The sequence below is a fragment of the Variovorax sp. OAS795 genome (assembly GCF_040546685.1).
GTDB lineage: Bacteria > Pseudomonadota > Gammaproteobacteria > Burkholderiales > Burkholderiaceae_C > Variovorax.
Genome location: NZ_JBEPOH010000002.1, coordinates 301267 through 322732, shown reverse-complemented (window position 1 = coordinate 322732; position 21466 = coordinate 301267). Strand labels below are relative to the sequence as shown.

The window sequence follows — 21466 nt, the reverse complement described above, 5'->3', positions numbered from 1 at the left end:
ATCCCGCGTCAATGTATTCCCAGCGCGTGGTCGAGCGACAGCCGGCCGCCGCCGCGGCCGACCAGGTAAAGCAGCAACGCGGCCCACGAGAGATGCGTCGGCCATGCGTCCGGGTAGACGAAGACCTGGATCACCAGCGTCATGCCCAGCAAGGCCAGCGCGGACAGGCGCGTGAAGATGCCCAGCACCAGCAGCAGCGGAAACAGGTGCTCCGAGTAGGCCGCCAGGTGCGCGGCGATCTCCGGCGGCACCAAGGGCAACTTGTACTCGGTGCGGAACAGCTCGTAGGCGCTGTCGGTCAGGGTCAGGAAGCCCTGGACCTTGGTGCGGCCGGAATAGAAGAAGATGGCCGCCACGCCCACGCGCGTGGCCAATGCCAGCGCGTCATGGGCCACGAGGTGCGTGAGGCGCTCGGCCACCGCATTCCAGCGTGCACGAAGACCGTGATGCGGGTCGCCCTGGATCGACGCGGGGACTTGAAGAGGGGTGCTCATGGTGCTCTTTCGTTGGATGCGGACGATGCAGATGTGCCCGTGAAGGCGCCGGCGCGCAGCAGCGCGGCGAAGATGGCAGAGATGTCGGCCCCGGGGTCGGTGGACAGCGCGCGATCCGCCGCCTCGGCAAGGGTCGCACCGGTGGCACAAGCGTCGAGAAAGGCGCAACCGGCCTGGGTGATCTCGTGCCAGATCACTGCGTCGTGCGGCCGCGTCAGCAAGGCGCCCTCCCCCCGCCAATCCAGGCCTTCGCCCACATCACGCTGCCGGCGGTTGCGCTCCCAGATGCTGTAGACCGGCTGCTCGGCAAACCAGGCCCAGCGGGCGGCCGGATGCGGCGTGAGTGCCAGGCCGGCGATCCGGTCGGGGGCGTGTTGCGCGATCCATGCGGCGCCGGCGGCCGGTGCATCCGATGCGGCATGGGCTTCGCACCAGAGGATGTCGAGCTCGGCGACACCGGGCAGGTAGACGAGTTCCGCAGCCGGTTCGAAGCCGCGCAAGAATTCGGGAAAGCCGCCGCCGTAGTGCAGCAGGCGGCCATCGCCGGGTGCATGGGCAGCCACGTAGACCGCGGCGGCGGCGCGAAACCACGCCTCGCCCACCAGCTGCGCAACGGTCGGAAAATTGGCCTGCAAGGCATCGATGCACCCCTTCATCACCGTGTTGCGGTACACCGCAAAGGCCGGCTGCATGGCGAGGTTACGCACCGCCGGGTGCACGGCTTGCGCAGGATGGAAGATGGCCTGTGCAAAGGCTTGCTGGAAAGTGTGGTGCGGCGTGTTCATGCCGTCGCCTCCTGCGCGGAACGTTGCAACTCGGCCGCAGCGCGCTCCTGTTCGGCAATGAGCTCCTCAAAGGCTGGAACGTTGCCGTCGCGCTCAATCAGCGTGGGGCGGGCGCCGGCACGCTCGATGAAGCGCCGGTACAGTTGCCAGACTTCGGGTGCAACGGGCGCGTCGTGCGAATCGATCAGCAAGGCATCGCCCAGCGTCGGATCGGCCGTGTGGCCCGCAAGATGGATTTCGCTGACCAGCGCCTGCGGAAACCGGTCGATCCAGTCGGTGGCGGAAAAGCCGAGGTTGCGTGCCGACACATACACGTTGTTGACGTCGAGCAGCAGCCTGCAGCCGCTGCGCCTCGACAGCTCGGCAAGAAAATCGATCTCGTCCCATTGGTGCCCGTCGATCTGCAGGTAGTGGGACGGATTCTCGATCGCAATGGCGGTGCCCAGCGCGTCCTGCGTGCGCGCGACGTTGGCAACGATGCGATGCAGCGCGGTCGTGGTGCGCTGAAACGGCAGGAGATCGGGAAAATACTGTCCGTTCCAGGTGGACCACGCAAGGTGCTCCGAGATCAGCGCGGGCTGGATGCGCCGCGCGAGCGCCGCCAGCCTTTCAAGATGCGAGGCATCGGGTGCGGCCTCGCTCGCCAGCGAGAGCGACACGCCATGCAGCGACACAGGATGGCGCGAGCGGATCGCTTCGAGCCATCCGATGCGAGGGCCGCCCGCCACCATGTAATTCTCGGGATGCACCTCGAACCAAAGGCCCTCGGCCCGTGCATCGAGCGCGGTTTGGTAGTGCTCCGGCTTGAGGCCGAGGCCGACCGAGAGAATGTCGGGCATGGCAGCGCACGAAGTACAGCGTCGATCAGGACTTCATCGCCTCCAGCGAGCCCATGCCCTTGGGTGTCTTGATGGTGGTGCAGGTACCGGCCGGGACGTTCTTCCAGGCGTTGGCCTGGTAGTCGACCTTGGAGGTGCCCGCACAGGTGGTGCCAGGTCCTGCCGCGCAATCGTTCTTGCCGGCCATCGAGACGCCGTAGCACTTTTCCATCGTGGCCATCTTGTCGGCCATGGGCTTGTCTTGCGCCATGGCGGATCCGGCGGCGAGGGCACCCACAGCAAGGGCGGTGATCGCAAAGGAACGGTTGATCATGGATGAACTCCGAAAGAGGATTGAGGGTTGCAACCACGCCGGAATGCGCGGTCACTTGCTAGTTCGCGGCGTGCGCGGCGCCGGTTACAGCGCGGCTGCGCGAACGGCCTGATTTTTTTCGGCCCCTCGGACTGCACCTCCATTCATCGTGAAGATGCGGTCGTTCACCTGGATCTTGCGTCTCGGCGGATGCGCGCTGACTGCGCCGTCCGCCGAGGCCTTGCGTCACTGCAGCATCGCGGGCGCCGGTGCGAGGCAACGCTGCACGAAGGCGGACAACGCGCCCACGTCCGGAATCTGCACGTCGCGGCGCCCCTTCTCGACAAATTCGATGACCTTGTCGCGCGCCAGACGCGACAGCGCCCGGCTCACGCTCTCCAGCGTCATGCCCAGGTAGTTGCCGATCTCGGCGCGCGTCATGCGCAGCGTGATCTGGTCCGTGCGCATGCCACGCTCGGCCAGCGACTCGGCCCAGTAGCGCAGGAAGTCGGCCACCCGCGCATCCGCCGGCAGCGTGCAGACCGACATGAGCGAATCGCGGTCGTGCGAGATCTCGCGGCTCATCGCGGTATGGAACACCTGCAGCAGCTCGGGCTCCACGAGGCAGGCGGCCAGCAGCGATTCGTACGAGACCACCCAGACCTCGCCCGTGTCCATGGCGACGGCGTCGCACGAATAGTGCCCGCCGGCAATGCCGTCGAAGCCGAGCCAGTCGCCGCGGAACTTGAGGCCCACCACCTGCTCGCGGCCGTCCGCCGACAGGTTCACGATCTTGAACAGGCCCGAGTTCAGGATGTACAGGTTGCCGAAGCGCTCGCCCGACTGGTAGATCACGTCGCCGGCGTGCACCACGCGACGTTGCGGCGCCAGGCGCTCCTGCAGGAGCTTTTGCGTCTCCACCAGCTTCTGGCTGGCCCGCTCATGGACCGCCTTGCCCGTGGCCGGCAGCGCGCGCGTCGCGAGAAAGCCGGTGATGGCGGGTGCGGCGGTTTCGGTGCAGGCGGGGTTGAACATGTGAAGCGCTCCTGGAGATGTGTGTTCGCGGGGTCGATGAAGGGATGCTAGAAAGCGCCCGGCAACACAGTGACAACGCTCGGCGTCGGCAGGTAACGCCCGGTGAATGGATCATGTCCGGCGCGTAACAGCGCCTGCCCCGCCCGCAGGCTTGATCTGCATCAACACCGGCTGCCCGCTCGGAACTAGGCTTCAGCGACCTCCAAGGGAGTTCATGCGCTTCCCCATCCACATCCACGATCCGTCGGCCTTCGAGGCCCTGCTGCCCGAGGACGAGGCCGCCCTGCTGCAGCGCGCCCGCGTGCTCCAGGCCGCATGGTTGCGCCGCGATGTCCCGTTGCAGCTCAAGGGAAAGAATCTCGGGATCTTCTGCTGCGAAGGCAGCGAGGACGAGGCGCTGTTCCAGCGCGCGGCGCGGGAGTTGGGCGCGCACGTGGCGACCCTCCGTCCCGCGCTCTCCAGCCTGGGCGGCCATGGCGAGATCCGGCACACGGGCCAAATCCTGAGCCGGTTCTACGACGCTGTGGAATGCCAGGGCATGGCGGCGGACGTGGTGCGCCAGATCGGCAGGGAGGCCGCGATCCCGGTCTACGACGGCCTGGCCTGCGCGAGCCATCCGTCGGCCCGCCTCGCCGATCGGCTGGGCGAGCTTGCATCGCCAGCGGACAACAGGCGATTCGTGCTGCAGGCCCTGCTCCTGGGCAGCATCGGCTGAGGACGCGAGCCGCTCAATCCGCGTATTCGCCGGCGTCCTTGATGACCTTCGACCAGCGCACCTTCTCCGCCTCCACGAACTTCCGGTGGCCGGCCGGGCTCAGGCGGTCGTCGTTCACCACGCTGAGGCCCAGTGCTTCTTCACGCTTGATGAGTTCCGGGTCCTTCAGGGCGGTGCGAAGGGCCGCGTTGAGCTTTTCCAGCACCGCGGGCGGCGTGCCCTTGGGCGCATACAGGCCGTGCCACACCTGCACGTCGAAGTCCTTGAGCCCGGATTCCGCGAGCGTGGGAGTGTCCTTGAGCGATGGCAGCGGCAGGCGCTTCAGGCTCGTGATGCCGTAGACCTTGACCTTCTTGCCCTCGATCTGCGGCACGGCGTTGGTGGCCTGCTCGCACATCAGATCGACCTGCCCGCCGATGAGGTCCGTCATGGCCGGCGCGGTTCCCTTGTAGGGCACCGGCGTCATGTTGGTCTTCAGGGCGCTCTGGAACATCAAGCCGCACAGGTGCGACGCGGAGCCCAGCCCCGCATTGGCCAGGTTGACCTTTCCGCCGTTTGCGGCAATCCACTTGCGCAGGTCCGCGAAGCTGTTGGCGTCCAGGCTCGGCTTGCCGATCACCACCGAAGGGGCTTCGTTGATCAGGCCGAGCATCTCGAAGTCCTCCGGCACCTTGTAGGGGAGCTTGCGATACAGCGCCGGCGCGGTCGCCATGCCGATGTGATGCACCAGCAGCGTGTAGCCATCGGGCGTGGCGCGCGCCACCTTGGCCGAGCCGATGGTGCCGCCGGCGCCGGCGGCGTTGTCGATGACCACGGTCTGGCCGAGCGGCTTGCGCAGCGCCTCCGCCAGGTCGCGCGCGATCTTGTCGCTCGGGCCGCCCGCGGCGAACGGGACCACCAGCGTGACGGGCTTGTCCGGAAACTCTGCAGAGGCCAGCGTGGCCGCAGCGAGCAGGCCGATGCCGGCGCCGTAGCGCCAAATGCTTTTCATGGTGTTGTCTCCTGGGTGGTCATTCGACTCAGGCCGAAAGCGCCTGCATCTCGCGGTACAGGTCGGCCTTGCCCTCGAAGCCGATGCCCGGCAGGTCGGGCAGGGTCACGAAGCTGTTCTCGACCTTCACGCCGTCCGGGAACCCGCCGAACGGCTGGAACAGGTCGGGGTACGACTCGTTGCCGCCCAGGCCGAGGCCGGCCGCGATGTTCAGCGACATCTGGTGGCCACCGTGCGGGATGCAGCGGCTGGCCGACCAGCCATGTTCCTTCAGCATCTCCAGCGTGCGCAGGTACTCGACCAGGCCATAGCTGAGCGCGCAGTCGAACTGCAGCCAGTCGCGGTCGGGGCGCATGCCGCCGTAGCGGATCAGGTTGCGCGCATCCTGCATCGAGAAAAGGTCTTCTCCCGTGGCCATCGGGTTCTTGTAGAAATTGCGCAGCGCGGCCTGCAATTCGAAGTCGAGCGGGTCGCCCGGCTCCTCGTACCAGAAGAGGTCGTACTGCGACAGGGCCTTGGCATAGGCGATCGCGGTTTCCAGGTCGAAGCGGCCATTGGCATCGACGCAGAGCTTCTGGCCGTCCTGCAGCACTTCCATGATCGAGTCGATGCGGCGAAGGTCCTCGTCGAGCGAGGCGCCGCCGATCTTCTTTTTCACCACCGTATAGCCGCGGTCGATGTAGCTGCGCATCTCGTCCTTGAGCTTGCCGTGGTCCTGCCCCGGATAGTAGTAGCCGCCCGCCGCATAGACAAAGATCTTGCGGTTGGGCTTGCCGTCGCCATAGCGGTCGGCCAGCAGTTGAAACAGCGGCTTGCCTTCGATCTTGGCCACCGCGTCCCACACCGCCATGTCGATGGTGCCGATGGCCACCGAGCGCTCGCCATGGCCGCCCGGCTTCTCGTTGGTGAACATCGCGTTCCAGATCTTGTGGGGATCGAGGTTGTCGCCGCTGTCGTCGACCAGGGACGACGGATCCGCTTCCATGATGCGCGGAATGAACCGCTCGCGCATCAGCTTGCCCTGGCCGTAGCGGCCGTTCGAGTTGAAGCCGTAGCCGACGACGGGCTTGCCATCGCGGATCACGTCGGTGACCACCGCGACAAGGCTCAGGGTCATCTTGCTAAAGTCGATGTAGGCATTGCGGATGGGCGAGCTGATGGGGATGGTCTTCTCGCGGATTTCGACGATCTTCACGGGTGTCTCCAGAGGGGGGGTGTGGAAGACCGAATGGTCGGCCATGCCGGCTTTTTCGGCCAATGTTCAATTTCTCAACTTCTATGCGCTGGACGAACCGGACATGAACCTGATCTGGCTTGACGACTTCCTGGCGTTGGCAGCCACGGGCAATTTCTCGCGTGCGGCGGACGAGCGCCACAGCTCCCAGCCTGCCTTCAGCCGCCGCATCCGCGCGCTGGAAGAGTGGATCGGCGCCGACCTGTTCGACCGCAGCACCCAGCCCGCCACGCTCACAGAGGTTGGCGAATGGTTCGCCGGCGTGGCGCAGGAACTGAACGCGAGGGTGGCCCGCGTGCCGGGCGACGCCCGTAAGATCGCGGAGGCCAGTTCGGTCACCCTGCGCATCGCGTGCACGCATGCGCTTTCCATGACATTCCTGCCGCGATGGATTCGCAGCCTCGAGTCGAGCATCACGCTTGGCCCGGTGCAGCTCATGTCCGACGTTCTCCAGCGTTGCGAATCGCTGATGCTGCAAAGCAAGGTCCAGTTCGTGCTGAGCCACGCGCATCCGGAAGCACAGGGCGCGCTCGATGCGGACCCTTACCGCTCGGCCCGGATCGGCGAAGACCTGCTGGTCGCGGTGTCCGCGCCCAACGCCGCCGGCAAGCCGCTGCATCGGCTGTCACGCAAGGGCGCAACCGCGGTGCCGGTGCTGTCGTACACCGAGGAATCCGGGCTGGGACGCATCATGCGTGCCGTCGTGAGCCGGCGGCTGGAATCTCAGGCGGTCCAGGTCGTCTTCACGGCGCATCTGGCCTCCGTGCTCCGGACCATGGCGCTGGATGGCAGGGGCATCGCATGGCTGCCCCGGACGCTGGTGGAGGAGGACATCGGGCAAGGGCGCCTCGTCGCGGCAGCGGGCAACGATTGGGCCGTGCCGCTGGAAATCAGGCTCTACCGCGACAGCGAGCTCCTGGGGAAGGCGGCGAATGCGTTCTGGAATGCGTCGATCAAGGTGTGAGCGGCCTGCTTCCGGGGCCGCAGGTTCGGCGATAAACTCGATTTCCGCAGTGCCGCACAGGCGAAGGAGTTCTCGATGCGTTTGGATTTCCCTCTCGGTCGCGCGGCGCTCGCCGTTTGCGCCGGTTCGCTCTTCACCGTGGCTTCGGCACTGGCCGGGGAGATTGCCAGCCAGGCGAACGGTGAGCGCCTTGCCATTGAGAAATCGGCTGCCCGCACCGGTCTGCAAGGCGTTGCCGTAGAGAACGCGGGAACGTACGGCCTCGACCCGGAAAGCGTCAGGCGCCACCTGGCCCACACCCTGGCGGCCGATTCGGCCTTGGCACCGTTACCGCGCCGCAACGAACGATTCAGCTTCGACGGGAAGCTCCGCGCCTATGTCGTGCCCGTGCGCCCGACCATCGACAACCCCATGAACAACCATTCGCCCTACGACAGCAGTTCGTTCCGCCGCGATACCGTGGGCGCGGATGTGTCGAACCTCGGCCTGCTTCAAGCCGTGTTCAATCGCCTCGCCGCGGATTGAAAGACGCGCCGAAGGCGCATCCACTCAAACCGGCTTGTAGCGATAGCCCTTGCCTTGCATGCACAAGTTCATCAGCTCGTACTCCTGCGCCGCGGGGGTCTTGTTCAGCTTGATCTGATACTTGCACTCGGAAACCGAAGAGTCCTTGTCCTGCTGCGACACGCCCTCCTTCACATAGTCGTACCTCTGGATGGCGCATCCCACCAGCATGATGGACGCAGCGATACAGGCGGTTTGAAGGGCTCTCATGTACTGAATCCAAATGTTGCTGGAGGGCCGACGTTAGCAGTTCTGAACGCTTTCCGAGCAACGGTCCATGTTGCATCGGTAGCAATTCCCGCCTGACGGATGTGCGTTGCTGGCAGTCCCTTGACCTGGACGTACAATGTATATACATTAATATCTACATTGCTTGTTTCGGAGGCAGACATGCCGCAATCCATCGCCAAACTGTTTGCCACGGGCGGCAGCCAAGCCGTGCGCCTGCCTGCCGAATTCCGATTCGACGGCACCACCGAGGTCTATATCCGACGTGACGAGGCGACCGGCGACGTCATCCTGTCCACCCACGCGCCAGCGGACTGGCATGCGTTCATGCAGCTGCGCCAGCAACTGGGAACCCTTCCTGCTGATTCCATGCCCGCGCGCGAACAAGGCGAAGAGCAACGCGATCCATTCAAAGGCTGGAAAGAATGACGCTGTACATGCTCGACACCAATGCGGCAAGCGAGGCGATCCGTGGCAATCAGGCTTTCGACAACCGGTTGCAAGCCTTGGCTCCGGGGCAGTGGTGCATTTCCGCGGTGACCTGCTCGGAACTTCGATTCGGCATCGCGAGGCGTCCCGAAGCGGTGCGGCTGCACCGGATCGTGCAGGAGTTCCTGCGCATCTCGCCCGTCCTGGCTTGGGACGCGCAAGCGGCAACGAGGCACGGCGATCTGCGCGCCCACTTGAAGGCGAGCGGCAAACCCATCGGCGATTTCGACGAGATGATCGCGGCGCACGCGCTGGCGGTCGGTGCCATTGTCGTCACCGACAACACGCGACACTTCGCGCGTGTGCCTGGCCTCGTCATCGAGAACTGGCTTCGCGCCCCGCGTGATCACTGAGCAAGCGGCTACATCCTGTATCCGGGCAAGCTCGGCCCTTCACGCCTGGTCTTCTTCACGCACCCGGTACTGGCCCATGAGTGCCTGCTGCACCGCGGGCGGCACCGCCTCGTAGTGCGACAGCGCGAGGGTGTAGCGGCCCTGGCCGCTGGTCATGGCATTGAGGCGCGACTGGTAGTTGGCCAGCTCGGCCTCGGGCACCTGGCCGGCGACGTTCACGGTGCCGGCGCCGAGCGGTGCGGTGCCGGTGACCAGGCCCCGGCGCGACGACAGGTCGTTGGTGACGTCGCCCACCGCGTGCTCCGGCACGGCGATCTCGATCTGCACGATCGGCTCGAGCACCACCGGCCGGGCTTCCCGGATCGCGGCCATGAAAGCCTTGCGGCCGGCCGTCGCAAAAGCGATGTCCTTGCTGTCGACGCTGTGGTGCTTGCCATCGTGCACCACCACCCGCACGTCGACCACGGGATAGCCGGCGATCGCGCCGACCGCGAGCACCTCGCGCACGCCCTTCTCGACGGCCGGAATGAACTGCCCCGGGATCGCCCCTCCCCTGACCTCATCGGCAAACTCGAAGCCGCCGCCGCGCGCAAGGGGCTCGACGCGCAGGAACACTTCGGCGAACTGTCCTGCGCCGCCAGTCTGCTTCTTGTGCCGGTGGTGGCCCGCGGCCGGCGCAGTCACCGTCTCGCGGTAGGCGATGCGCGGCGCGCGGGTCTGGACCTCGAAGCGGTACACCTCGCGCAGGCGCTCGAGCACTATGCGCAAGTGCAGTTCACCCAGCCCGTAGAGAACGGTCTCGTTGGTGGCAGCCGCGTGCTCGATGCGCAGGCAAGGGTCCTCGGCCGCGAGCTTGCCGAGGATTTCCCAGGCGCGCTGCTCGTCGCCGTGGCGCTTGGGCTCCACGGCCAAGCCGTGCACCGGCACCGGGAACGCCAGCGGCGCAAGGTGGATGTGGCTGTCTTCCGCCGCATCGTGCAGCACGGCGTCGAAATGGATTTCATCGACCTTGGCGACCGCCACGATGTCGCCCGGCACCGCGCGCGACACCTCCACATGGTCCTTGCCCTGGAGCATGAACAGGTGCCCCACCTTGAACGGCTTGCGGCCGTCGCCCACATAGAGCAGGCTGTCGCTCGTGACCGTGCCCTGGTGCACGCGGAAGACACCGAGCTTGCCGACGTAGGGGTCGACCGTGACCTTGAACACATGCGCCAGCGCGTGCAGCGACGGGTCGGGCCGCGCCTGCATCGGCTTGGCATCGGCGCCCTCGCCGAGCAGGAACTCCGGCGGGTTGCCCTCGGACGGATCGGGCAGGAGCTTGACGATGATGTCCAGCAGCTCGGCAACGCCGGCGCCGCTGCGCGACGAGACGAAGCACACCGGGATCAGGTGGCCCTCGCGCAGCGCCTGCTCGAGCGGCGCGTGCAGCTCCGATGGATCGACATCGCCCTCTTCGAGGTAGCGGTCGACAAAGTCAGGATCGACCTCGACCACCTGCTCCACCAGCGCGCGGTGCGCCGCTTCGACGGGGCCGAAGTCGGACTGCCCGAAGCGGTTGAAGAAGCAGTCCACGACCCGCTTGCCGACCCGGTCCGGAACGTTCAGCGGCAGGCACTCGCGGCCGAAGGTCGCCTGGATGTCGGCCAGGAGGCCCGCCAGCGAGACACCCTGCGCATCGATCTTGTTGACGATGATCATGCGGGCCAGGTGCCGCGAGGCCGCGTACGCCATCATGCGCACCGCCATCGGCTCGATGCCCGTGGCGGCATTGATGACCACCGCCGCCGTTTCGACCGCCTCCAGCGCCGGCAGGCTCTGGCCGAGGAAGTCCGGCCCGCCCGGCGTGTCGATGAAGTGGATGCGGGTGTTGGCGTGCTTCAGGTGCATCACCGACGCGTTGAGCGAGTGCTGCATCCGGCGCTCCAGCGGGTCGTAGTCGCTGACGGTGCTGCCGCGCTCGATGCTGCCGCACGCGCCGATCGCGCCGGCCTTGAACAGCAGCGCCTCGGCAAGGGAGCTCTTGCCCGCGGCAGCGGGGCCGACGAGCGCCAGCGTTCGCACGGCTTCCAACTCGGCCGCGGGGCCGCTCGATCGGCTTGGCATGGCATGCACTCCTTGGCGTCGGCAAGGCTGGCCCGGCGGCCCGCAAGGGCTCGGGTGCTGCGCGTGGACGCACGGCCAGCGTACGGGATTGGCCGTGCCGATGCAAGCCGGGGCGCCCCGCGAAGCCCGGCGTAGGAGAGTCACCGTCAGCAGGACGCGCCAAAACGGAATGGCGCTGCGCTTGTGCGGGGTCCACGCTGAAATCGCCCCGGACACCGTGCCCGCAGGACCACAGGAGACAAAAATGGCCGACAACCCGAACAAGACAGGACTGGACCGCAAGCTGATTGCGATCGACCAGCCACACGAAGTGCGCTCATGGACCGAGGCGCTGAAGTGCTCCGAGACCCAGCTGCGGGACGCCGTCAGGGTGGTCGGCAATTCGGCCGATGCCGTTCGCGCGTACCTGGTCGAAATGCGCCGCTGAGCCGCATCCGCTCATGGAAACCAGGCAGCAGCACAAGCAGGGCGACATCGGCCGCCGCTTGATGTGGATCTTGCTGGCCGTCATCGGGGTCATCGTGGTGGCGGTGCTGTTCTTCTACGGCATCAAGGATCCGTCGGAAGGGCCCGGCAACGTTCCCGCCAACGCGGCCGCGGTGCCGCGCCAGGGCAATGGCAGCGCGCCGCCATCCAAATAGCAACTGCAAAAGGAAACAGGGAGGAGTCATGGCCATATACCTTGCATGGCGGATCTGGGCCAAGGCGAGATGGCATCTCCGGCGCTGGCCGCTCTGGTGAGGCGCGACGCCGCATGCGTCCGGCGGCTCACTTCGCGAAGCGCTTGCGATATGCCACCAGGCTCACGCCCAGGCGGCGCCCGAACGCGCGCCTGAAACCATCCACGCTGGCGTAGCCGACTTCGTCGGCCAAGCGTTTTGCCGGCACCTCCGACTCCTCGGCCAGGCGCCGCGCGGCATCGATGCGGGCGTTCTCGACGAACTCCGCGGGCGTGGTGCCCGTCTCCTGCCGGAAAACCCGCGCAAAGCTGCGTTCGCTCATGCCGGCGCGGGCCGCCAGCGCAGGCACCGACAGGTCGTCCTTCAGATGCGCAAGCACATGGTCCTGCACCTGCCGGATGCCCGAGCGCTCGGCGGTCTGGGCCGCGAGATGCGCGCTGAACTGGCTCTGCCCGCCGGGCCGCTTGAGGAACATCACCAGCTCGCGCGCCACACGCAGCGCGAGTTCGCGGCCATGGTCTTCCTCCACCATCGCAAGCGCGAGGTCCATGCCCGCGGTCACCCCGGCCGAAGTGAAGAGCCGCCCGTCCTTCACATAGATCGCATCGGGTTCGACGCAGGCCAGCGGATAGTCCGCCGCGAGTCGCGCGGTGGAATTCCAGTGGGTGGCCACGCGCTTGCCGTCCAGCAGCCCGGCGGCCGCGAGCACGAAAGCCCCGCTGCACACTGAGCCGTAGCGGCGCACGGTGCGCGACTGGCGCCGCAGCCACTGGTGCAGCACCGCGTCGCCCGCCACCTGGTCGATCTCCGGGCTGCCTGCCACCAGCAAGGTGTCGATCGGGCCGCGATGCGTACCCAGCGTGGCATCCACCGCAAGCCGCACCCCGCTGCTGCTCTTGAGCACACCCGCCTCGGTGCCGATCACCTGGATCTGGTAGGCGCGCGGTTGCCCGAGCTGGCGCGCCGCCTCGGCGAACACATCAGCGGGGCCCGCGACATCGAGCAGCTGGACCCGGGGAAAAGCAAGGATGGCGACACGCATGGCAGTGAAGGCTCAGCTATTGGCGGAAAACATCGTGCCGCAGGGTGCGCGGCCGGACCAGTTTGGCAGAAACTAGCAACATCAGCAAATTCTGCCAATCCAAAAAAGGATGCCATGCAAAGCAAATCACTCCACCCGCCCTTCCTCGTGACCCGCGCCTCCAGCGAAGCGTCGCTGCGCAACTTGCCCGTCAACCTGTTCGCGTCCGTCATGGGGCTTTCCGGGCTGGCGCTGGCGTGGCGACTGGCCCACGCCAGCCTGGGCGCGCCCGCCATCGTCGGCGAGGCGATCGGCTTCTTCGCACTCGGCGTCTTCGTACTGCTGGCGCTCGGCTATGCGGTCAAGCTGGCCAGGCATCCGCAGTCCGTGCACGCGGAGTTCCATCACCCGGTGACCGGCAATTTCTTCGGCACCATTGCCATCTCGATACTGCTGCTGTCATCCGTCATTGCCCCCTACAGCGCATCGGGTGCGCGCGCGGTGTGGACGCTGGGCGCGGCCGCGACCTTCGCCCTCAGCTTCCTCGTGGTCTCGCGCCTGCTCAAGGGACAGGTCGACACCGCACACGCGGTGCCGGCGTGGCTGATCCCCGGCGTCGCGACACTGGACATTGCGGTCACGGCCGGCCACGACGGGTCGACGGCATGGATCGCGGAACTGAACCTGCTGGCGGCCGCCGTGGGTGCGGTGCTCGCGCTGTTGCTGCTGGTGCTCATCGTCGGCCGGCTGGTGCACCAGGCGCCGCTCGCATCTGCCATGGCGCCCTCGCTGATGATCCTCGTCGCGCCCTTTGCGGTCGGCTTCCTCGCCTACACGAACATCACCGGCAGCATCGACAACTTTGCCGCCCTGCTCTTCTACTTCGCGCTCTTCATGTTCGCGGTGCTTGCACCGAAGGTGTTCCGGCCGAGCATCGCGTTCTCTCCCGCCTGGTGGGCCATCAGCTTCCCGATGGCGGCCCTGGCCAATGCAGCGCTGAAGTATGCGCAGTTGCGCGCAGCCGCGCCGCTGTGGGCCCTCGCGATCGCGTTGCTGGTGGCGTTGACCCTCGCGCTGGCGGTGCTCACAGTGCGCACCCTGCGCTTCGCATTCAGCGGAAAGCTCTTCATCTGAGCCCTGCGCTTGCACCTGCATGCCGGACCCGGACTGCGGCGCTCACGGCGTGCCTGCGCCCAGTCCCCGGAGGGGCTTGCCGGCCGCCCCCACCGCGCCGCTGCGCAGCCGTTCGCGCTCGATGCACCGGTGCGCGGCCAGCGCGAGCAAGAGCGCGATCGCGATGAGTCCGGCCCCCACGACACCGAGGTAGTGCCGGTCCACGTAGAGCAGAGCGATGCCGCCGAGGAGACCCGAGCAGGCCAGGCCGGCATAGGTCGCCGTGTTGTTCAGGGCGAGCAGCAGCGGCGCAGCCTCCGGCGCGATCTTCACCAGCCGGTGCTGCTGCGGCACGATCAGTCCCCATCCCACCAGCCCCCAGACCACCAGTGCCGCGATGGCGCTGGCCGGATGGGCAGAGGTCCAGGGGAGCGCGCAGAAATTGAGGATCGCCACGGCCAGGCCTGCGTCGATGATCCTTCGGCTGTCGTAGCGATCGACCAGCCGGCCCGCGAGCAGGTTTCCGGCGGTCGCGGCAACGCCCCAGACCAGGAGCAGGCCGGCCAGGAGCCGTTCGTCGCCGCCGGTCACGCGGTCCAGCACCAGGCCCGAATAGGTATAGACCATCAGGAAGCCGCCGAACGCGAAGAGCGACGTGAGCAGCGTGAGCGCGATGCGGATGTCCCGCACCGGTGCCAGCCGTGCCCGCAGCGTGATGCGTGGCGGCTGGGGCACCGAACGCAGCATCGTCCAGACGCCGATCATCGAGACCAGCCCCAGCGCCGCGACGAACCACAGCGTGCTTCGCCAGTCGCCCAAGCCGCCGATGAAAGTGCCGATGGGCGCGCCGAGCGCCGTGGCGCCCGCCAGCCCGGCCGTGACCGTGGCCAGCGCGCGCCCTCTTCTTTCGGGGCCTGCGAGCGAGGTGGCGACGCCCAGCGCCGTGGGCGCGAACATGGCCGCGCCGAGCCCGGCGAGGGCGCGGCTCAAGAGGACGGTGTTCAGGTCGCTCGCCAGTGCGGTGATCGCGTTGCCGAGGACGAAGATGCCGAGGGCAAGCACCAGCAGGAACTTGCGCGGCCATCCCGCGGCGACGGCGGCCATCACCGGCGCCATGACGGCATACGACAGCGCGTAGACGGTGACCATCTGGCCGGCCAGGCTGACGGACGTGTGCAGCGACTCGGCCACGCTCGGGAGAATGCCGGCAACCACGAAGTTGTCGGTCCCCATGGCAAACATGCCAAGTGCCAGCATGAGTAATCGGCGATCCATGATGGGTCCTTCTGCAGCGGTCAACGTCCGGTTGCCGGTGCTTCGATGTCGTAGGAGATCCGGCCGGCGGGAAGAAAGAAGAGTGCGATGACCGCGCCCCCCTTCGCCTCGGGATAGTGATGGCTGCCGGGTGCGGGCGCGGTCCAGCCGCCGCGGCACCATCCGTTGGGCCCGGCGAGCGCGGCCCCCTCATCGAGCGGAACCACCATGTTGAACTCCCCGTAGGGATGCGCGTGGTAGTCGCCCCGGAAGGCGCCCCCGGCATGGCCCTGCGTGTTGCCGGCGCTGTCCATGTAGACCGCCGTGATGCTGAACTGGAAGGTCTCGGCCGATGGCTCGCAGAGCCTGCTGCGCCGGTAGCGCGGGCCCTGGACCTCGACGTTGGCGGCCCAGCCTTCGCGCACGCCGGCCGTCACCAGTTCGGCCAGCCGGGTGTAGAGCGGCGAGCCGGGGCCGTGGCGCGCGTTGAGCCAGCGCTCCACTTCGGTGCCGGCCGTCATGTCCTTGATCTCGGCAAGGAACGGCAGGCTGGCGGCAATCAATTCTTCGCGCTTCGATGTCATGGTGGTGTCCTTTTTTTGTCTACTCGTCAGCCCTGAACCCCGACGCGGCGACCACGGGCCGCCACCGTTCCCGCTCGCGCGCGATGAGCTGCGTGTATTCCGCCGATGCGAGGTAGGTCGTTTCCAGTCCGATCTGCTCCAGGCCTGCAACGAGCGCCTGGTCGCGCGATGCCGCCTGCGTGGCTTGCGCCAGGGCCGCCACGGTGTGCTGCGGGATGGATGCGGGCGCATAGATGCCGTAGCTCTCGACGCCCGAGACGGTGCCGAATCCCTGCTCGGAAAAGGTCGGCACGTCTTTCAGGAAACGCGAGCGCTGTTCGCTGCTCACCGCCAGCAGCCGGAGCTTTCCGCCGGCGAGGTACTGCAGAAAGTCGCCCACGAAGCCGATGTAGGCCGGGATCTGCGCGCCGAGCAGGTCCTGCACCGCGGGCGCGGACCCGCGGTAGGCCACGTGCGTCAGCGCAATGCCCGCGGCCTGCGACAAGCGGTAGCCCAGGAACTGCGCCAGCGAGCCCGCCGCAGGCGATGCGTAGGTGCGGCCCGCCTCGTTGCCCCCGATCCACTTCACGTAGTCGGCAAGCGTCTTCACTTGTGCCGGCACCGCGGCGCTGACGGCCAGCACGCAGGTGGCGGAGGCCAGCAGCGCGACCGGCTGCGCGTCCTTGACCGCGTCGTAGGGAAGCTTGGCATACACATGCGGATAGATCGTCATGGCCGAGGTGTGCGTGCACAGCACCGCGCTGCCGTCGGCCTTCTCGCGCTTGAGCTGGCCGGTCGCGATCCGTCCCGCAGCGCCGGGCCGGTTGTCCACGAGCCAGTTGCGGCCTTGCGAGCGCCACGCCTGGGCCAGCCGCCGCGCGGTCTGGTCCAGCGTTCCGCCCGGCGGATAGCCGACGATGATGCGGCCCACGCCGGCCTCGGGCTGCGCCTGCGCCGGGCCGGAGCCCAGCGCAAGCGCAGGGGCGAGGCACGACAGGTGCCTGGCGAAAGTTCTTCTGGAGATCGGATCCATCGTGGGCTCCTGTGTGTGCGGTGTGCGGTGCGGGCCTGCCAGATCGGCAGGGCTCCACGATGCCAGCGCATCCCGGCGCGCGGAAGCGATCAATCTTCAAGACGAAAATGCACGCCATGCAACATGAGGAGGATTGGAATGACACCGAATCCGGCGCGCATGGACCTGAACCTGCTTCGCGTCTTCGACGCGGTCTTCGAGGACCAGAACCTGCTGCGTGCGGGCAAGCGGCTGCACCTGAGCCAGTCCGCGATCAGCCACGCGCTCTCGCGCCTGCGCGAGGCGTTGCAGGACGAATTGTTCGTGCGCACCGCCCGGGGCATGGAGCCCACGGCCCGCGCGCTCGCGATGGCGACGCCACTGCGCGAAGCCTTGCGCAGCATCCATGACACGCTCGGCGTGCAAGCCTTCGACCCCGCCACGGCCTCGCGCGCCTTCGTGCTGGCCGCCAACGACTACGTCACCTCGGTGCTGCTGACGCGGCTCAGCCATCGCGTGAACGCGCTGGCACCTTCGGTGGACCTGGTGGTGCGGCCGTCCACGCGGCTGGACCTGGCCGAGCAGATCGACGTGGGCCGGATCGACATTGCGGTGGGCATCTTCGCGGACGTGCCGGCGCGCCTGCAAAGCGCGCCCGTGTGGACGCAGGAGGACGTGCTCCTCATGCGCAAGGGCCACCCGCTGCGCCGCCGCGAAGCCAGCCTGGCCGACCTCGCCGACTTTCCGTTGCTCACCGTTTCGCTGGGCGGACAGGAGGAAGGTGCCGTGAGCGGCTACATCGTCGAGCGCGGCCTCGCGCGCCAGTCCGACATGTTCGACCGGCAGGCGCTGGAGGATGCGCTGGCGCAGATCGGCAGGCACCCGCGCTACCGCGTCACAGTGCCGCACTCGCTGGCCGTGCCCGAACTGCTGCTTGCGAGCGAGATGATCGCCATCGTTCCCGCGCCGCTGGCCGAGTCCTTCGCGCGGCGCGGCGACCTGCACGCCAAGAAGCTGCCCTACGCCGTGCCGGGCGTGACATTGCGCGCGATCTGGCATCAACGGCATGCGCACGACCCGGCCCATCTGTGGCTGCGCTCGCAGCTCTTCGAGCTGGCACGCCGCTAGCCCCGGTACAAACCCGGCGAACTTCTGTTTCGTGCATGTCGGCCGTGCACAAGCTTCAGTTGGCGAGGCGGCGCGGCCGTGGGAGCATCGCACCATGATGAAAGCAGACACCATGGTCGACGAGGCCATCCGCTCGCGAAAGGCGGTCCGCGCCTTCCTGCCGACGCCGGTTCCGAAGGCGCTGGTGGCGGAAATCCTCGACGTTGCGCGCTGCGCGCCCAGCAACTCGAACACCCAGCCCTGGCGCGTCCACGTGCTCGAAGGCGAACCCAGGCGGCAGCTCAGCGAAGCACTGATGCGCTCGCACGCGCAGGACGCGTTGCCGCCCTCGCGCCACTTTCCCGAAGACCTGCCCACCGCCTGCAAGGCACGGCAGGCCGAGTTCGGTGCGCGTTACTACGCGGCGCTGGACATCGATCGCGCCGACACCGAGGCACGCTACCGGCAGACCGGGCGCAACTTTGCGTTCTTCGATGCGCCGGTCGGACTGATCTTCACCATCGACGAACGGCTGACGCGGCACAGCTGGCTCGACTGCGGCATGTTCCTGCAGACGCTGATGATCGCGGCGCGTGCCCGGGGGCTGGACACCTGCCCGCAGGTCTCGTTCGTGCGGCACGAGCCTGTCATCAGGGACTTCCTGCACCTGCCGGAAGGCGAGACCGTGGTGTGCGGCATGTCCATGGGCTATGGGCAGCCCGAGGCAGCGCTCAACCGGCTGGCGATGCCGAGGGAACCGGTCGAGGCCTTCGCCGTCTTCAGCGGATTCGCCGGCGAGTAGCCGTTCGCGCCAGACACTGTGCGTCCGCACAGTATGAAAAGGTTTTAAAAAGTCGTCGCCTCGCCGGGCCCCGGGTCTAACATCCGATGGTTCGTCGTGCGGTTCGGCACGAGGCTGCCGCGGACTATCTGCTCGCTCGTGCAAGGAGAGTCGCGATGACAAGTCCCATGAACGTCAACAAGCTCCAGACGCGATCCCATGACGCGCCCGACGAGGTGCGGGAGCCGGAAATGACCCGGGTCGAAGTGGTCCGCCTCGAGGGCTACACGCTCGGACGCTTCAACTTCCAGCCGGGGTGGCGCTGGTCGAACTGCATCAAGCCGGTCGTGGGCACGGACAGCTGCCAGGTCGCGCACGTGGGTTATGCGGTGTCGGGCCGCCTCACCGTGCAGATGAACGACGGTTCCAAGACCTCCATCGAGGCAGGCATGTCGTACACCATTCCGCCGGGCCACGACGCATGGGTCGAAGGCGACAAGCCCTTCGTCGGCCTGGAGATGATGAGCGCGGAGCAGTTCGCCAAGCCCAACAGCTGAGCGCGCGGCTTGCCCTCCGCTGGGCCACGCGCTCAGCGGCCCGCGCCGTCGGTTTCGGCTTCGGGCACCGGCCCCACATAGCGGCCGCGCGGGCGGATGACCTGCGCCACGCCCAGTTGCTCCAGGCTGTGAGCCAGCAGGCCGACGCTTCGCGCGGTGGCGAACAGGCCGAAGGCCGCGTCGGCGGGAAGCCGGTGGTGCGCGGCCAGGGCGGCCAGCGCGACATCGACGTTGGGCTGCAGCCCTGTCAGCTTGGTGACCTTGGCGATGAAGCGCACGATCGCCTTCGGCGGGTCGAACAGGGCCAGCAGTGCGGCCGCGCGCGGATCGCCATCGGGATACAGGTGATGGCCGAAGCCCGCCGGCGACAGGCCGTTGGCGAGGTAGTGGGCCAACACCTGGTCCTCGCCCGCGCGCTCCACCTCGCTGAACAGCGCGCGCACGCGGCCCGAGGCGTCGCCATGCAGCGGACCCGATGCCGTGGTCAAGCCGGCCAGCAGGCAGGCCGGCAGCGACGCGCCGGTGGAAGCCGTGATGCGCGCGACGAAGGCGGAACTGGTCAGCTCGTGATCGGCCAGCAAGACCATGGCCGTGCGCAGCAGGTCGGCCACCCTGGCCGGTTGCTTCCACCCCTTGGCGAAGCGCAAGTGCAGCGGTTCATCGCCCGGCGCGGCGCCGAACGCGGTGGCCACCTGCCCCACGAGCCCCTGCGCTTCGGCATGCAGCACCCGGGTCAGGCGTCCCGCGGTGGAATGCCCGGCCGCCGAGAGGCCGGCCAGCGCGGCAAAGGCCGCATCGCGGCCCGGCTTGCCCGCACGCATGGGCGCGGAACTCGCGAAGTCGACGGCGCGCTCGGCGCCCCACAACAGCTGGGCCGCATCTTCGAGCGTGGCGGTGCGCGCCATGGCCACGGCATCGCGGCCCCTGTAGTACGGCCGCCCGCGGAAGAACGCGCACAGCGCGGTCGGAATGCTGGGCTCCGATCCGAACAGCGTGTTCGCGGCCAGCGTCTCGCGCTTGCGACCGGCCTGCTTGCGCTTGGCCAGCACCGCCACGTCCTCGGCGCGGTAGAGCCTGCGCCGCGTATCGGCCGGATCGGGCGCGACCTCCAGCTTGCCGCGGCTCACATAGGCATAGAGCGTCTGGGGCTGCACGCCCAGGAGATTGCACGCCTCGTTCATCGAGATCCAGGAAGCCATGGCGGGTACGGGCTAGAGTCAATTTCTATTGATTATATAGATCAATATTGACCAGTATGTCAATACATTACTAGCATCCAGACATCCGCAAGAACTACGGCGACGGGCCGCCCGGCCTCCCCGCACGACCATCGACATGAACCCCCAAGTCCTCCAGCTGAACCCGATCCTGATTCCCGAAATCAACGACGAGCTCGCCTCGCTCTACACGGTGCACAAGCTCTTCGAGCTTCCCGATCCTCCGGGCTGGCTGCGCCAGCACGGCGCGTCGATCGACGCCGTGATCACCGGCGGGCACACCGGCATTTCGCGCGCCACGCTGGAGCAGCTGCCCAGCCTCAAGGTGGTGGCCGTCAATGGCGTCGGCACCGACGCGGTGGACCTGGCCTACTGCCGCGCGCGTGCCCTGCCCGTCACCGCCACGCTCGGCGCTCTGACCGAAGACGTGGCCGACCTGGCCATCGGCCTGCTGATCGCGGCGTGCCGCAACCTGTGCGCCGGCGACCGTTTCGTGCGGGACGGCCAGTGGCCGCTTCATCCGCAGCCCAGCGCCATCCCGCTCGCGCGGCGGTTCAGCGGCATGCGCATCGGCATCGTCGGCATGGGCCGCGTGGGCCGCGCCGTGGCCGTGCGGGCCGCAGCTTTCGGCTGCCCCATCGGCTACACCGACCTGCACGCCATGGACGACGTCGCGCACCCCTTCACGCCCAAGCTGCTCGACCTGGCCCGCGAGTCGGACGCTCTGGTGCTGTGCGCCGCCGCCGACCAGGCCGAAGGCATCGTCGACGCGGCCGTGCTCGATGCGCTCGGGCCGCGCGGCTTCCTGGTCAATGTCGCGCGCGGCCGGCTCGTGAACGAAGCCGACCTGACCGAGGCGCTGGCCGCCGGCCGCATCGCGGGTGCGGGCCTGGACGTCTTCGTCGACGAACCGCACGTGCCGCTCGCGCTGCGCCAGTCCGAGCGCGCGACCTTGCAGGCCCACCGCGCCAGCGCCACCTGGGAGACCCGCACCGCGATGGGCGAGATGGTGCTGGCCAGCATCGCCCAGGCCCTGGCCGGCGAGCGCCCGGCCATGAGCCTGACCACCTGA

26 protein-coding genes are annotated in these 21466 nt (G+C 67.7%); 12 read left to right on the top strand and 14 right to left on the bottom strand.

Features of this window, described 5'->3' with window-relative positions; translation table 11 throughout:
- Positions 1-8: 8 nt before the first annotated feature.
- From ABID97_RS27015 to ABID97_RS26995, 5 genes are all read right to left on the bottom strand, one after another.
- Positions 9-494 (bottom strand): DoxX family protein, encoded by a 486-nt coding sequence (locus ABID97_RS27015; protein WP_354402354.1) that lies wholly within the window; start codon positions 492-494, stop codon positions 9-11.
- Positions 491-1279 (bottom strand): HvfC/BufC family peptide modification chaperone, encoded by a 789-nt coding sequence (locus tag ABID97_RS27010; protein WP_354402352.1) that lies wholly within the window; start codon positions 1277-1279, stop codon positions 491-493. The genes ABID97_RS27015 and ABID97_RS27010 overlap by 4 nt, the downstream gene beginning before the upstream one ends.
- The gene (gene bufB, locus ABID97_RS27005) at positions 1276-2118 is read right to left on the bottom strand and encodes an MNIO family bufferin maturase (RefSeq protein ID WP_354402350.1); all 843 of its coding nucleotides are present in this window, start codon (positions 2116-2118) and stop codon (positions 1276-1278) included. The genes ABID97_RS27010 and bufB overlap by 4 nt, the downstream gene beginning before the upstream one ends.
- A 25-nt stretch (positions 2119-2143) precedes the next feature.
- Positions 2144-2431, bottom strand: a complete 288-nt coding sequence (locus tag ABID97_RS27000) for a BufA1 family periplasmic bufferin-type metallophore (RefSeq protein ID WP_354402348.1) — start codon at positions 2429-2431, stop codon at positions 2144-2146.
- Positions 2432-2656: 225 nt separating this feature from the next.
- Positions 2657-3445 (bottom strand): Crp/Fnr family transcriptional regulator, encoded by a 789-nt coding sequence (locus tag ABID97_RS26995; protein ID WP_354402347.1) that lies wholly within the window; start codon positions 3443-3445, stop codon positions 2657-2659.
- Between the two features lie 214 nt (positions 3446-3659).
- On the opposite strand from ABID97_RS26995, the gene ABID97_RS26990 reads away from it, so the two are divergent.
- Positions 3660-4160, top strand: coding sequence for a Rossmann-fold NAD(P)-binding domain-containing protein (locus ABID97_RS26990; RefSeq protein WP_354402346.1), 501 nt, complete (start codon positions 3660-3662; stop codon positions 4158-4160).
- A 13-nt stretch (positions 4161-4173) separates the two neighbouring features.
- On the opposite strand, the gene ABID97_RS26985 is transcribed toward ABID97_RS26990, so the two are convergent.
- Together ABID97_RS26985 and ABID97_RS26980 are read right to left on the bottom strand one after the other, a co-directional pair.
- A complete protein-coding gene (locus ABID97_RS26985) occupies positions 4174-5151 on the bottom strand; it encodes a tripartite tricarboxylate transporter substrate binding protein BugD (RefSeq protein ID WP_354402344.1) in 978 nt (325 codons plus the stop codon).
- Positions 5152-5179: 28 nt separating this feature from the next.
- Positions 5180-6346, bottom strand: a complete 1167-nt coding sequence (locus ABID97_RS26980) for a mandelate racemase/muconate lactonizing enzyme family protein (RefSeq protein ID WP_354402343.1) — start codon at positions 6344-6346, stop codon at positions 5180-5182.
- Between the two features lie 103 nt (positions 6347-6449).
- Here ABID97_RS26980 and ABID97_RS26975 point away from each other — a divergent pair, with 103 nt between their 5' ends.
- The gene (locus tag ABID97_RS26975; protein WP_354403065.1) at positions 6450-7349 is read left to right on the top strand and encodes a LysR substrate-binding domain-containing protein; all 900 of its coding nucleotides are present in this window, start codon (positions 6450-6452) and stop codon (positions 7347-7349) included.
- 75 nt (positions 7350-7424) lie between these two features.
- Entirely contained in the window at positions 7425-7874 is a 450-nt protein-coding gene (locus ABID97_RS26970; protein WP_354402342.1) for a hypothetical protein, read from the top strand.
- 24 nt (positions 7875-7898) lie between these two features.
- Here the strand turns inward: ABID97_RS26970 and ABID97_RS26965 are convergent, their stop codons facing one another.
- Positions 7899-8123, bottom strand: coding sequence for a hypothetical protein (locus tag ABID97_RS26965; protein WP_354402340.1), 225 nt, complete (start codon positions 8121-8123; stop codon positions 7899-7901).
- A gap of 180 nt (positions 8124-8303) precedes the next feature.
- Here ABID97_RS26965 and ABID97_RS26960 point away from each other — a divergent pair, with 180 nt between their 5' ends.
- Together ABID97_RS26960 and ABID97_RS26955 are read left to right on the top strand one after the other, a co-directional pair.
- A complete protein-coding gene (locus ABID97_RS26960; RefSeq protein ID WP_354402339.1) occupies positions 8304-8570 on the top strand; it encodes an antitoxin in 267 nt (88 codons plus the stop codon).
- A complete protein-coding gene (locus ABID97_RS26955) occupies positions 8567-8983 on the top strand; it encodes a type II toxin-antitoxin system VapC family toxin (protein WP_354402338.1) in 417 nt (138 codons plus the stop codon). The genes ABID97_RS26960 and ABID97_RS26955 overlap by 4 nt, the downstream gene beginning before the upstream one ends.
- Before the next feature lie 39 nt (positions 8984-9022).
- Here ABID97_RS26955 and fusA read toward each other — a convergent pair whose 3' ends face one another.
- On the bottom strand, positions 9023-11089 hold the full coding sequence (gene fusA / locus ABID97_RS26950; RefSeq protein ID WP_354402336.1) for an elongation factor G: 2067 nt from the start codon (positions 11087-11089) through the stop codon (positions 9023-9025).
- 244 nt (positions 11090-11333) lie between these two features.
- On the opposite strand from fusA, the gene ABID97_RS26945 reads away from it, so the two are divergent.
- On the top strand, positions 11334-11516 hold the full coding sequence (locus ABID97_RS26945; protein ID WP_354402335.1) for a DUF3606 domain-containing protein: 183 nt from the start codon (positions 11334-11336) through the stop codon (positions 11514-11516).
- A 13-nt stretch (positions 11517-11529) separates the two neighbouring features.
- On the top strand, positions 11530-11730 hold the full coding sequence (locus ABID97_RS26940) for a hypothetical protein (protein ID WP_354402333.1): 201 nt from the start codon (positions 11530-11532) through the stop codon (positions 11728-11730).
- 127 nt (positions 11731-11857) lie between these two features.
- Here ABID97_RS26940 and ABID97_RS26935 read toward each other — a convergent pair whose 3' ends face one another.
- Positions 11858-12811 carry a GlxA family transcriptional regulator gene (locus ABID97_RS26935; protein WP_354402331.1) on the bottom strand — a complete coding sequence of 318 codons (954 nt, stop codon included), beginning with the start codon at positions 12809-12811 and terminating at the stop codon, positions 11858-11860.
- Positions 12812-12925: 114 nt separating this feature from the next.
- Between ABID97_RS26935 and ABID97_RS26930 the strand changes: the two genes are divergently transcribed.
- Positions 12926-13924, top strand: coding sequence for an SLAC1 anion channel family protein (locus ABID97_RS26930; RefSeq protein WP_354402329.1), 999 nt, complete (start codon positions 12926-12928; stop codon positions 13922-13924).
- A gap of 42 nt (positions 13925-13966) precedes the next feature.
- Here the strand turns inward: ABID97_RS26930 and ABID97_RS26925 are convergent, their stop codons facing one another.
- From ABID97_RS26925 to ABID97_RS26915, 3 genes are read right to left on the bottom strand one after another with little or no spacing between them, the layout of a single operon-like run.
- Entirely contained in the window at positions 13967-15178 is a 1212-nt protein-coding gene (locus tag ABID97_RS26925; protein WP_354402327.1) for an MFS transporter, read from the bottom strand.
- Between the two features lie 20 nt (positions 15179-15198).
- Positions 15199-15741 (bottom strand): 4-hydroxylaminobenzoate lyase, encoded by a 543-nt coding sequence (locus ABID97_RS26920; RefSeq protein ID WP_354402325.1) that lies wholly within the window; start codon positions 15739-15741, stop codon positions 15199-15201.
- A gap of 19 nt (positions 15742-15760) precedes the next feature.
- Positions 15761-16753 carry a tripartite tricarboxylate transporter substrate-binding protein gene (locus ABID97_RS26915; protein ID WP_354402323.1) on the bottom strand — a complete coding sequence of 331 codons (993 nt, stop codon included), beginning with the start codon at positions 16751-16753 and terminating at the stop codon, positions 15761-15763.
- Positions 16754-16891: 138 nt separating this feature from the next.
- Between ABID97_RS26915 and ABID97_RS26910 the strand changes: the two genes are divergently transcribed.
- The 3 genes from ABID97_RS26910 (at position 16892) to ABID97_RS26900 (ending at position 19177) form a co-directional block, all read left to right on the top strand.
- Positions 16892-17860, top strand: coding sequence for a LysR family transcriptional regulator (locus ABID97_RS26910; RefSeq protein WP_354402322.1), 969 nt, complete (start codon positions 16892-16894; stop codon positions 17858-17860).
- 94 nt (positions 17861-17954) lie between these two features.
- Positions 17955-18641, top strand: coding sequence for a nitroreductase (locus ABID97_RS26905; RefSeq protein WP_354402320.1), 687 nt, complete (start codon positions 17955-17957; stop codon positions 18639-18641).
- Between the two features lie 155 nt (positions 18642-18796).
- Positions 18797-19177, top strand: a complete 381-nt coding sequence (locus tag ABID97_RS26900; protein ID WP_354402318.1) for a cupin domain-containing protein — start codon at positions 18797-18799, stop codon at positions 19175-19177.
- A gap of 32 nt (positions 19178-19209) precedes the next feature.
- Here the strand turns inward: ABID97_RS26900 and ABID97_RS26895 are convergent, their stop codons facing one another.
- Positions 19210-20376: a citrate/2-methylcitrate synthase gene (locus tag ABID97_RS26895; protein WP_354402317.1), complete on the bottom strand. Its 1167-nt coding sequence runs from the start codon at positions 20374-20376 to the stop codon at positions 19210-19212.
- Between the two features lie 136 nt (positions 20377-20512).
- On the opposite strand from ABID97_RS26895, the gene ABID97_RS26890 reads away from it, so the two are divergent.
- Positions 20513-21466 carry a 2-hydroxyacid dehydrogenase gene (locus ABID97_RS26890; RefSeq protein ID WP_354402315.1) on the top strand — a complete coding sequence of 318 codons (954 nt, stop codon included), beginning with the start codon at positions 20513-20515 and terminating at the stop codon, positions 21464-21466.

What these genes read in the sequence shown, in the direction of transcription:
- ABID97_RS26900 (WP_354402318.1), top strand. Translation starts at nt 18,797, where the DNA reads ATGACAAGTCCCATGAACGTCAACAAGCTCCAGACGCGATCCCATGAC.
- ABID97_RS26935 (WP_354402331.1), bottom strand. Translation starts at nt 12,811, where the DNA reads ATGCGTGTCGCCATCCTTGCTTTTCCCCGGGTCCAGCTGCTCGATGTC.
- ABID97_RS26960 (WP_354402339.1), top strand. Translation starts at nt 8,304, where the DNA reads ATGCCGCAATCCATCGCCAAACTGTTTGCCACGGGCGGCAGCCAAGCC.
- ABID97_RS26905 (WP_354402320.1), top strand. Translation starts at nt 17,955, where the DNA reads ATGATGAAAGCAGACACCATGGTCGACGAGGCCATCCGCTCGCGAAAG.
- ABID97_RS26925 (WP_354402327.1), bottom strand. Translation starts at nt 15,178, where the DNA reads ATGGATCGCCGATTACTCATGCTGGCACTTGGCATGTTTGCCATGGGG.
- ABID97_RS26920 (WP_354402325.1), bottom strand. Translation starts at nt 15,741, where the DNA reads ATGACATCGAAGCGCGAAGAATTGATTGCCGCCAGCCTGCCGTTCCTT.
- ABID97_RS26990 (WP_354402346.1), top strand. Translation starts at nt 3,660, where the DNA reads ATGCGCTTCCCCATCCACATCCACGATCCGTCGGCCTTCGAGGCCCTG.
- ABID97_RS26970 (WP_354402342.1), top strand. Translation starts at nt 7,425, where the DNA reads ATGCGTTTGGATTTCCCTCTCGGTCGCGCGGCGCTCGCCGTTTGCGCC.
- ABID97_RS26910 (WP_354402322.1), top strand. Translation starts at nt 16,892, where the DNA reads ATGACACCGAATCCGGCGCGCATGGACCTGAACCTGCTTCGCGTCTTC.
- bufB (WP_354402350.1), bottom strand. Translation starts at nt 2,118, where the DNA reads ATGCCCGACATTCTCTCGGTCGGCCTCGGCCTCAAGCCGGAGCACTAC.
- ABID97_RS26945 (WP_354402335.1), top strand. Translation starts at nt 11,334, where the DNA reads ATGGCCGACAACCCGAACAAGACAGGACTGGACCGCAAGCTGATTGCG.
- fusA (WP_354402336.1), bottom strand. Translation starts at nt 11,089, where the DNA reads ATGCCAAGCCGATCGAGCGGCCCCGCGGCCGAGTTGGAAGCCGTGCGA.
- ABID97_RS27000 (WP_354402348.1), bottom strand. Translation starts at nt 2,431, where the DNA reads ATGATCAACCGTTCCTTTGCGATCACCGCCCTTGCTGTGGGTGCCCTC.
- ABID97_RS26985 (WP_354402344.1), bottom strand. Translation starts at nt 5,151, where the DNA reads ATGAAAAGCATTTGGCGCTACGGCGCCGGCATCGGCCTGCTCGCTGCG.
- ABID97_RS27010 (WP_354402352.1), bottom strand. Translation starts at nt 1,279, where the DNA reads ATGAACACGCCGCACCACACTTTCCAGCAAGCCTTTGCACAGGCCATC.
- ABID97_RS26895 (WP_354402317.1), bottom strand. Translation starts at nt 20,376, where the DNA reads ATGGCTTCCTGGATCTCGATGAACGAGGCGTGCAATCTCCTGGGCGTG.
- ABID97_RS26955 (WP_354402338.1), top strand. Translation starts at nt 8,567, where the DNA reads ATGACGCTGTACATGCTCGACACCAATGCGGCAAGCGAGGCGATCCGT.
- ABID97_RS26965 (WP_354402340.1), bottom strand. Translation starts at nt 8,123, where the DNA reads ATGAGAGCCCTTCAAACCGCCTGTATCGCTGCGTCCATCATGCTGGTG.
- ABID97_RS26940 (WP_354402333.1), top strand. Translation starts at nt 11,530, where the DNA reads ATGGAAACCAGGCAGCAGCACAAGCAGGGCGACATCGGCCGCCGCTTG.
- ABID97_RS26930 (WP_354402329.1), top strand. Translation starts at nt 12,926, where the DNA reads ATGCAAAGCAAATCACTCCACCCGCCCTTCCTCGTGACCCGCGCCTCC.
- ABID97_RS26915 (WP_354402323.1), bottom strand. Translation starts at nt 16,753, where the DNA reads ATGGATCCGATCTCCAGAAGAACTTTCGCCAGGCACCTGTCGTGCCTC.
- ABID97_RS26995 (WP_354402347.1), bottom strand. Translation starts at nt 3,445, where the DNA reads ATGTTCAACCCCGCCTGCACCGAAACCGCCGCACCCGCCATCACCGGC.
- ABID97_RS26975 (WP_354403065.1), top strand. Translation starts at nt 6,450, where the DNA reads ATGAACCTGATCTGGCTTGACGACTTCCTGGCGTTGGCAGCCACGGGC.
- ABID97_RS26890 (WP_354402315.1), top strand. Translation starts at nt 20,513, where the DNA reads ATGAACCCCCAAGTCCTCCAGCTGAACCCGATCCTGATTCCCGAAATC.
- ABID97_RS27015 (WP_354402354.1), bottom strand. Translation starts at nt 494, where the DNA reads ATGAGCACCCCTCTTCAAGTCCCCGCGTCGATCCAGGGCGACCCGCAT.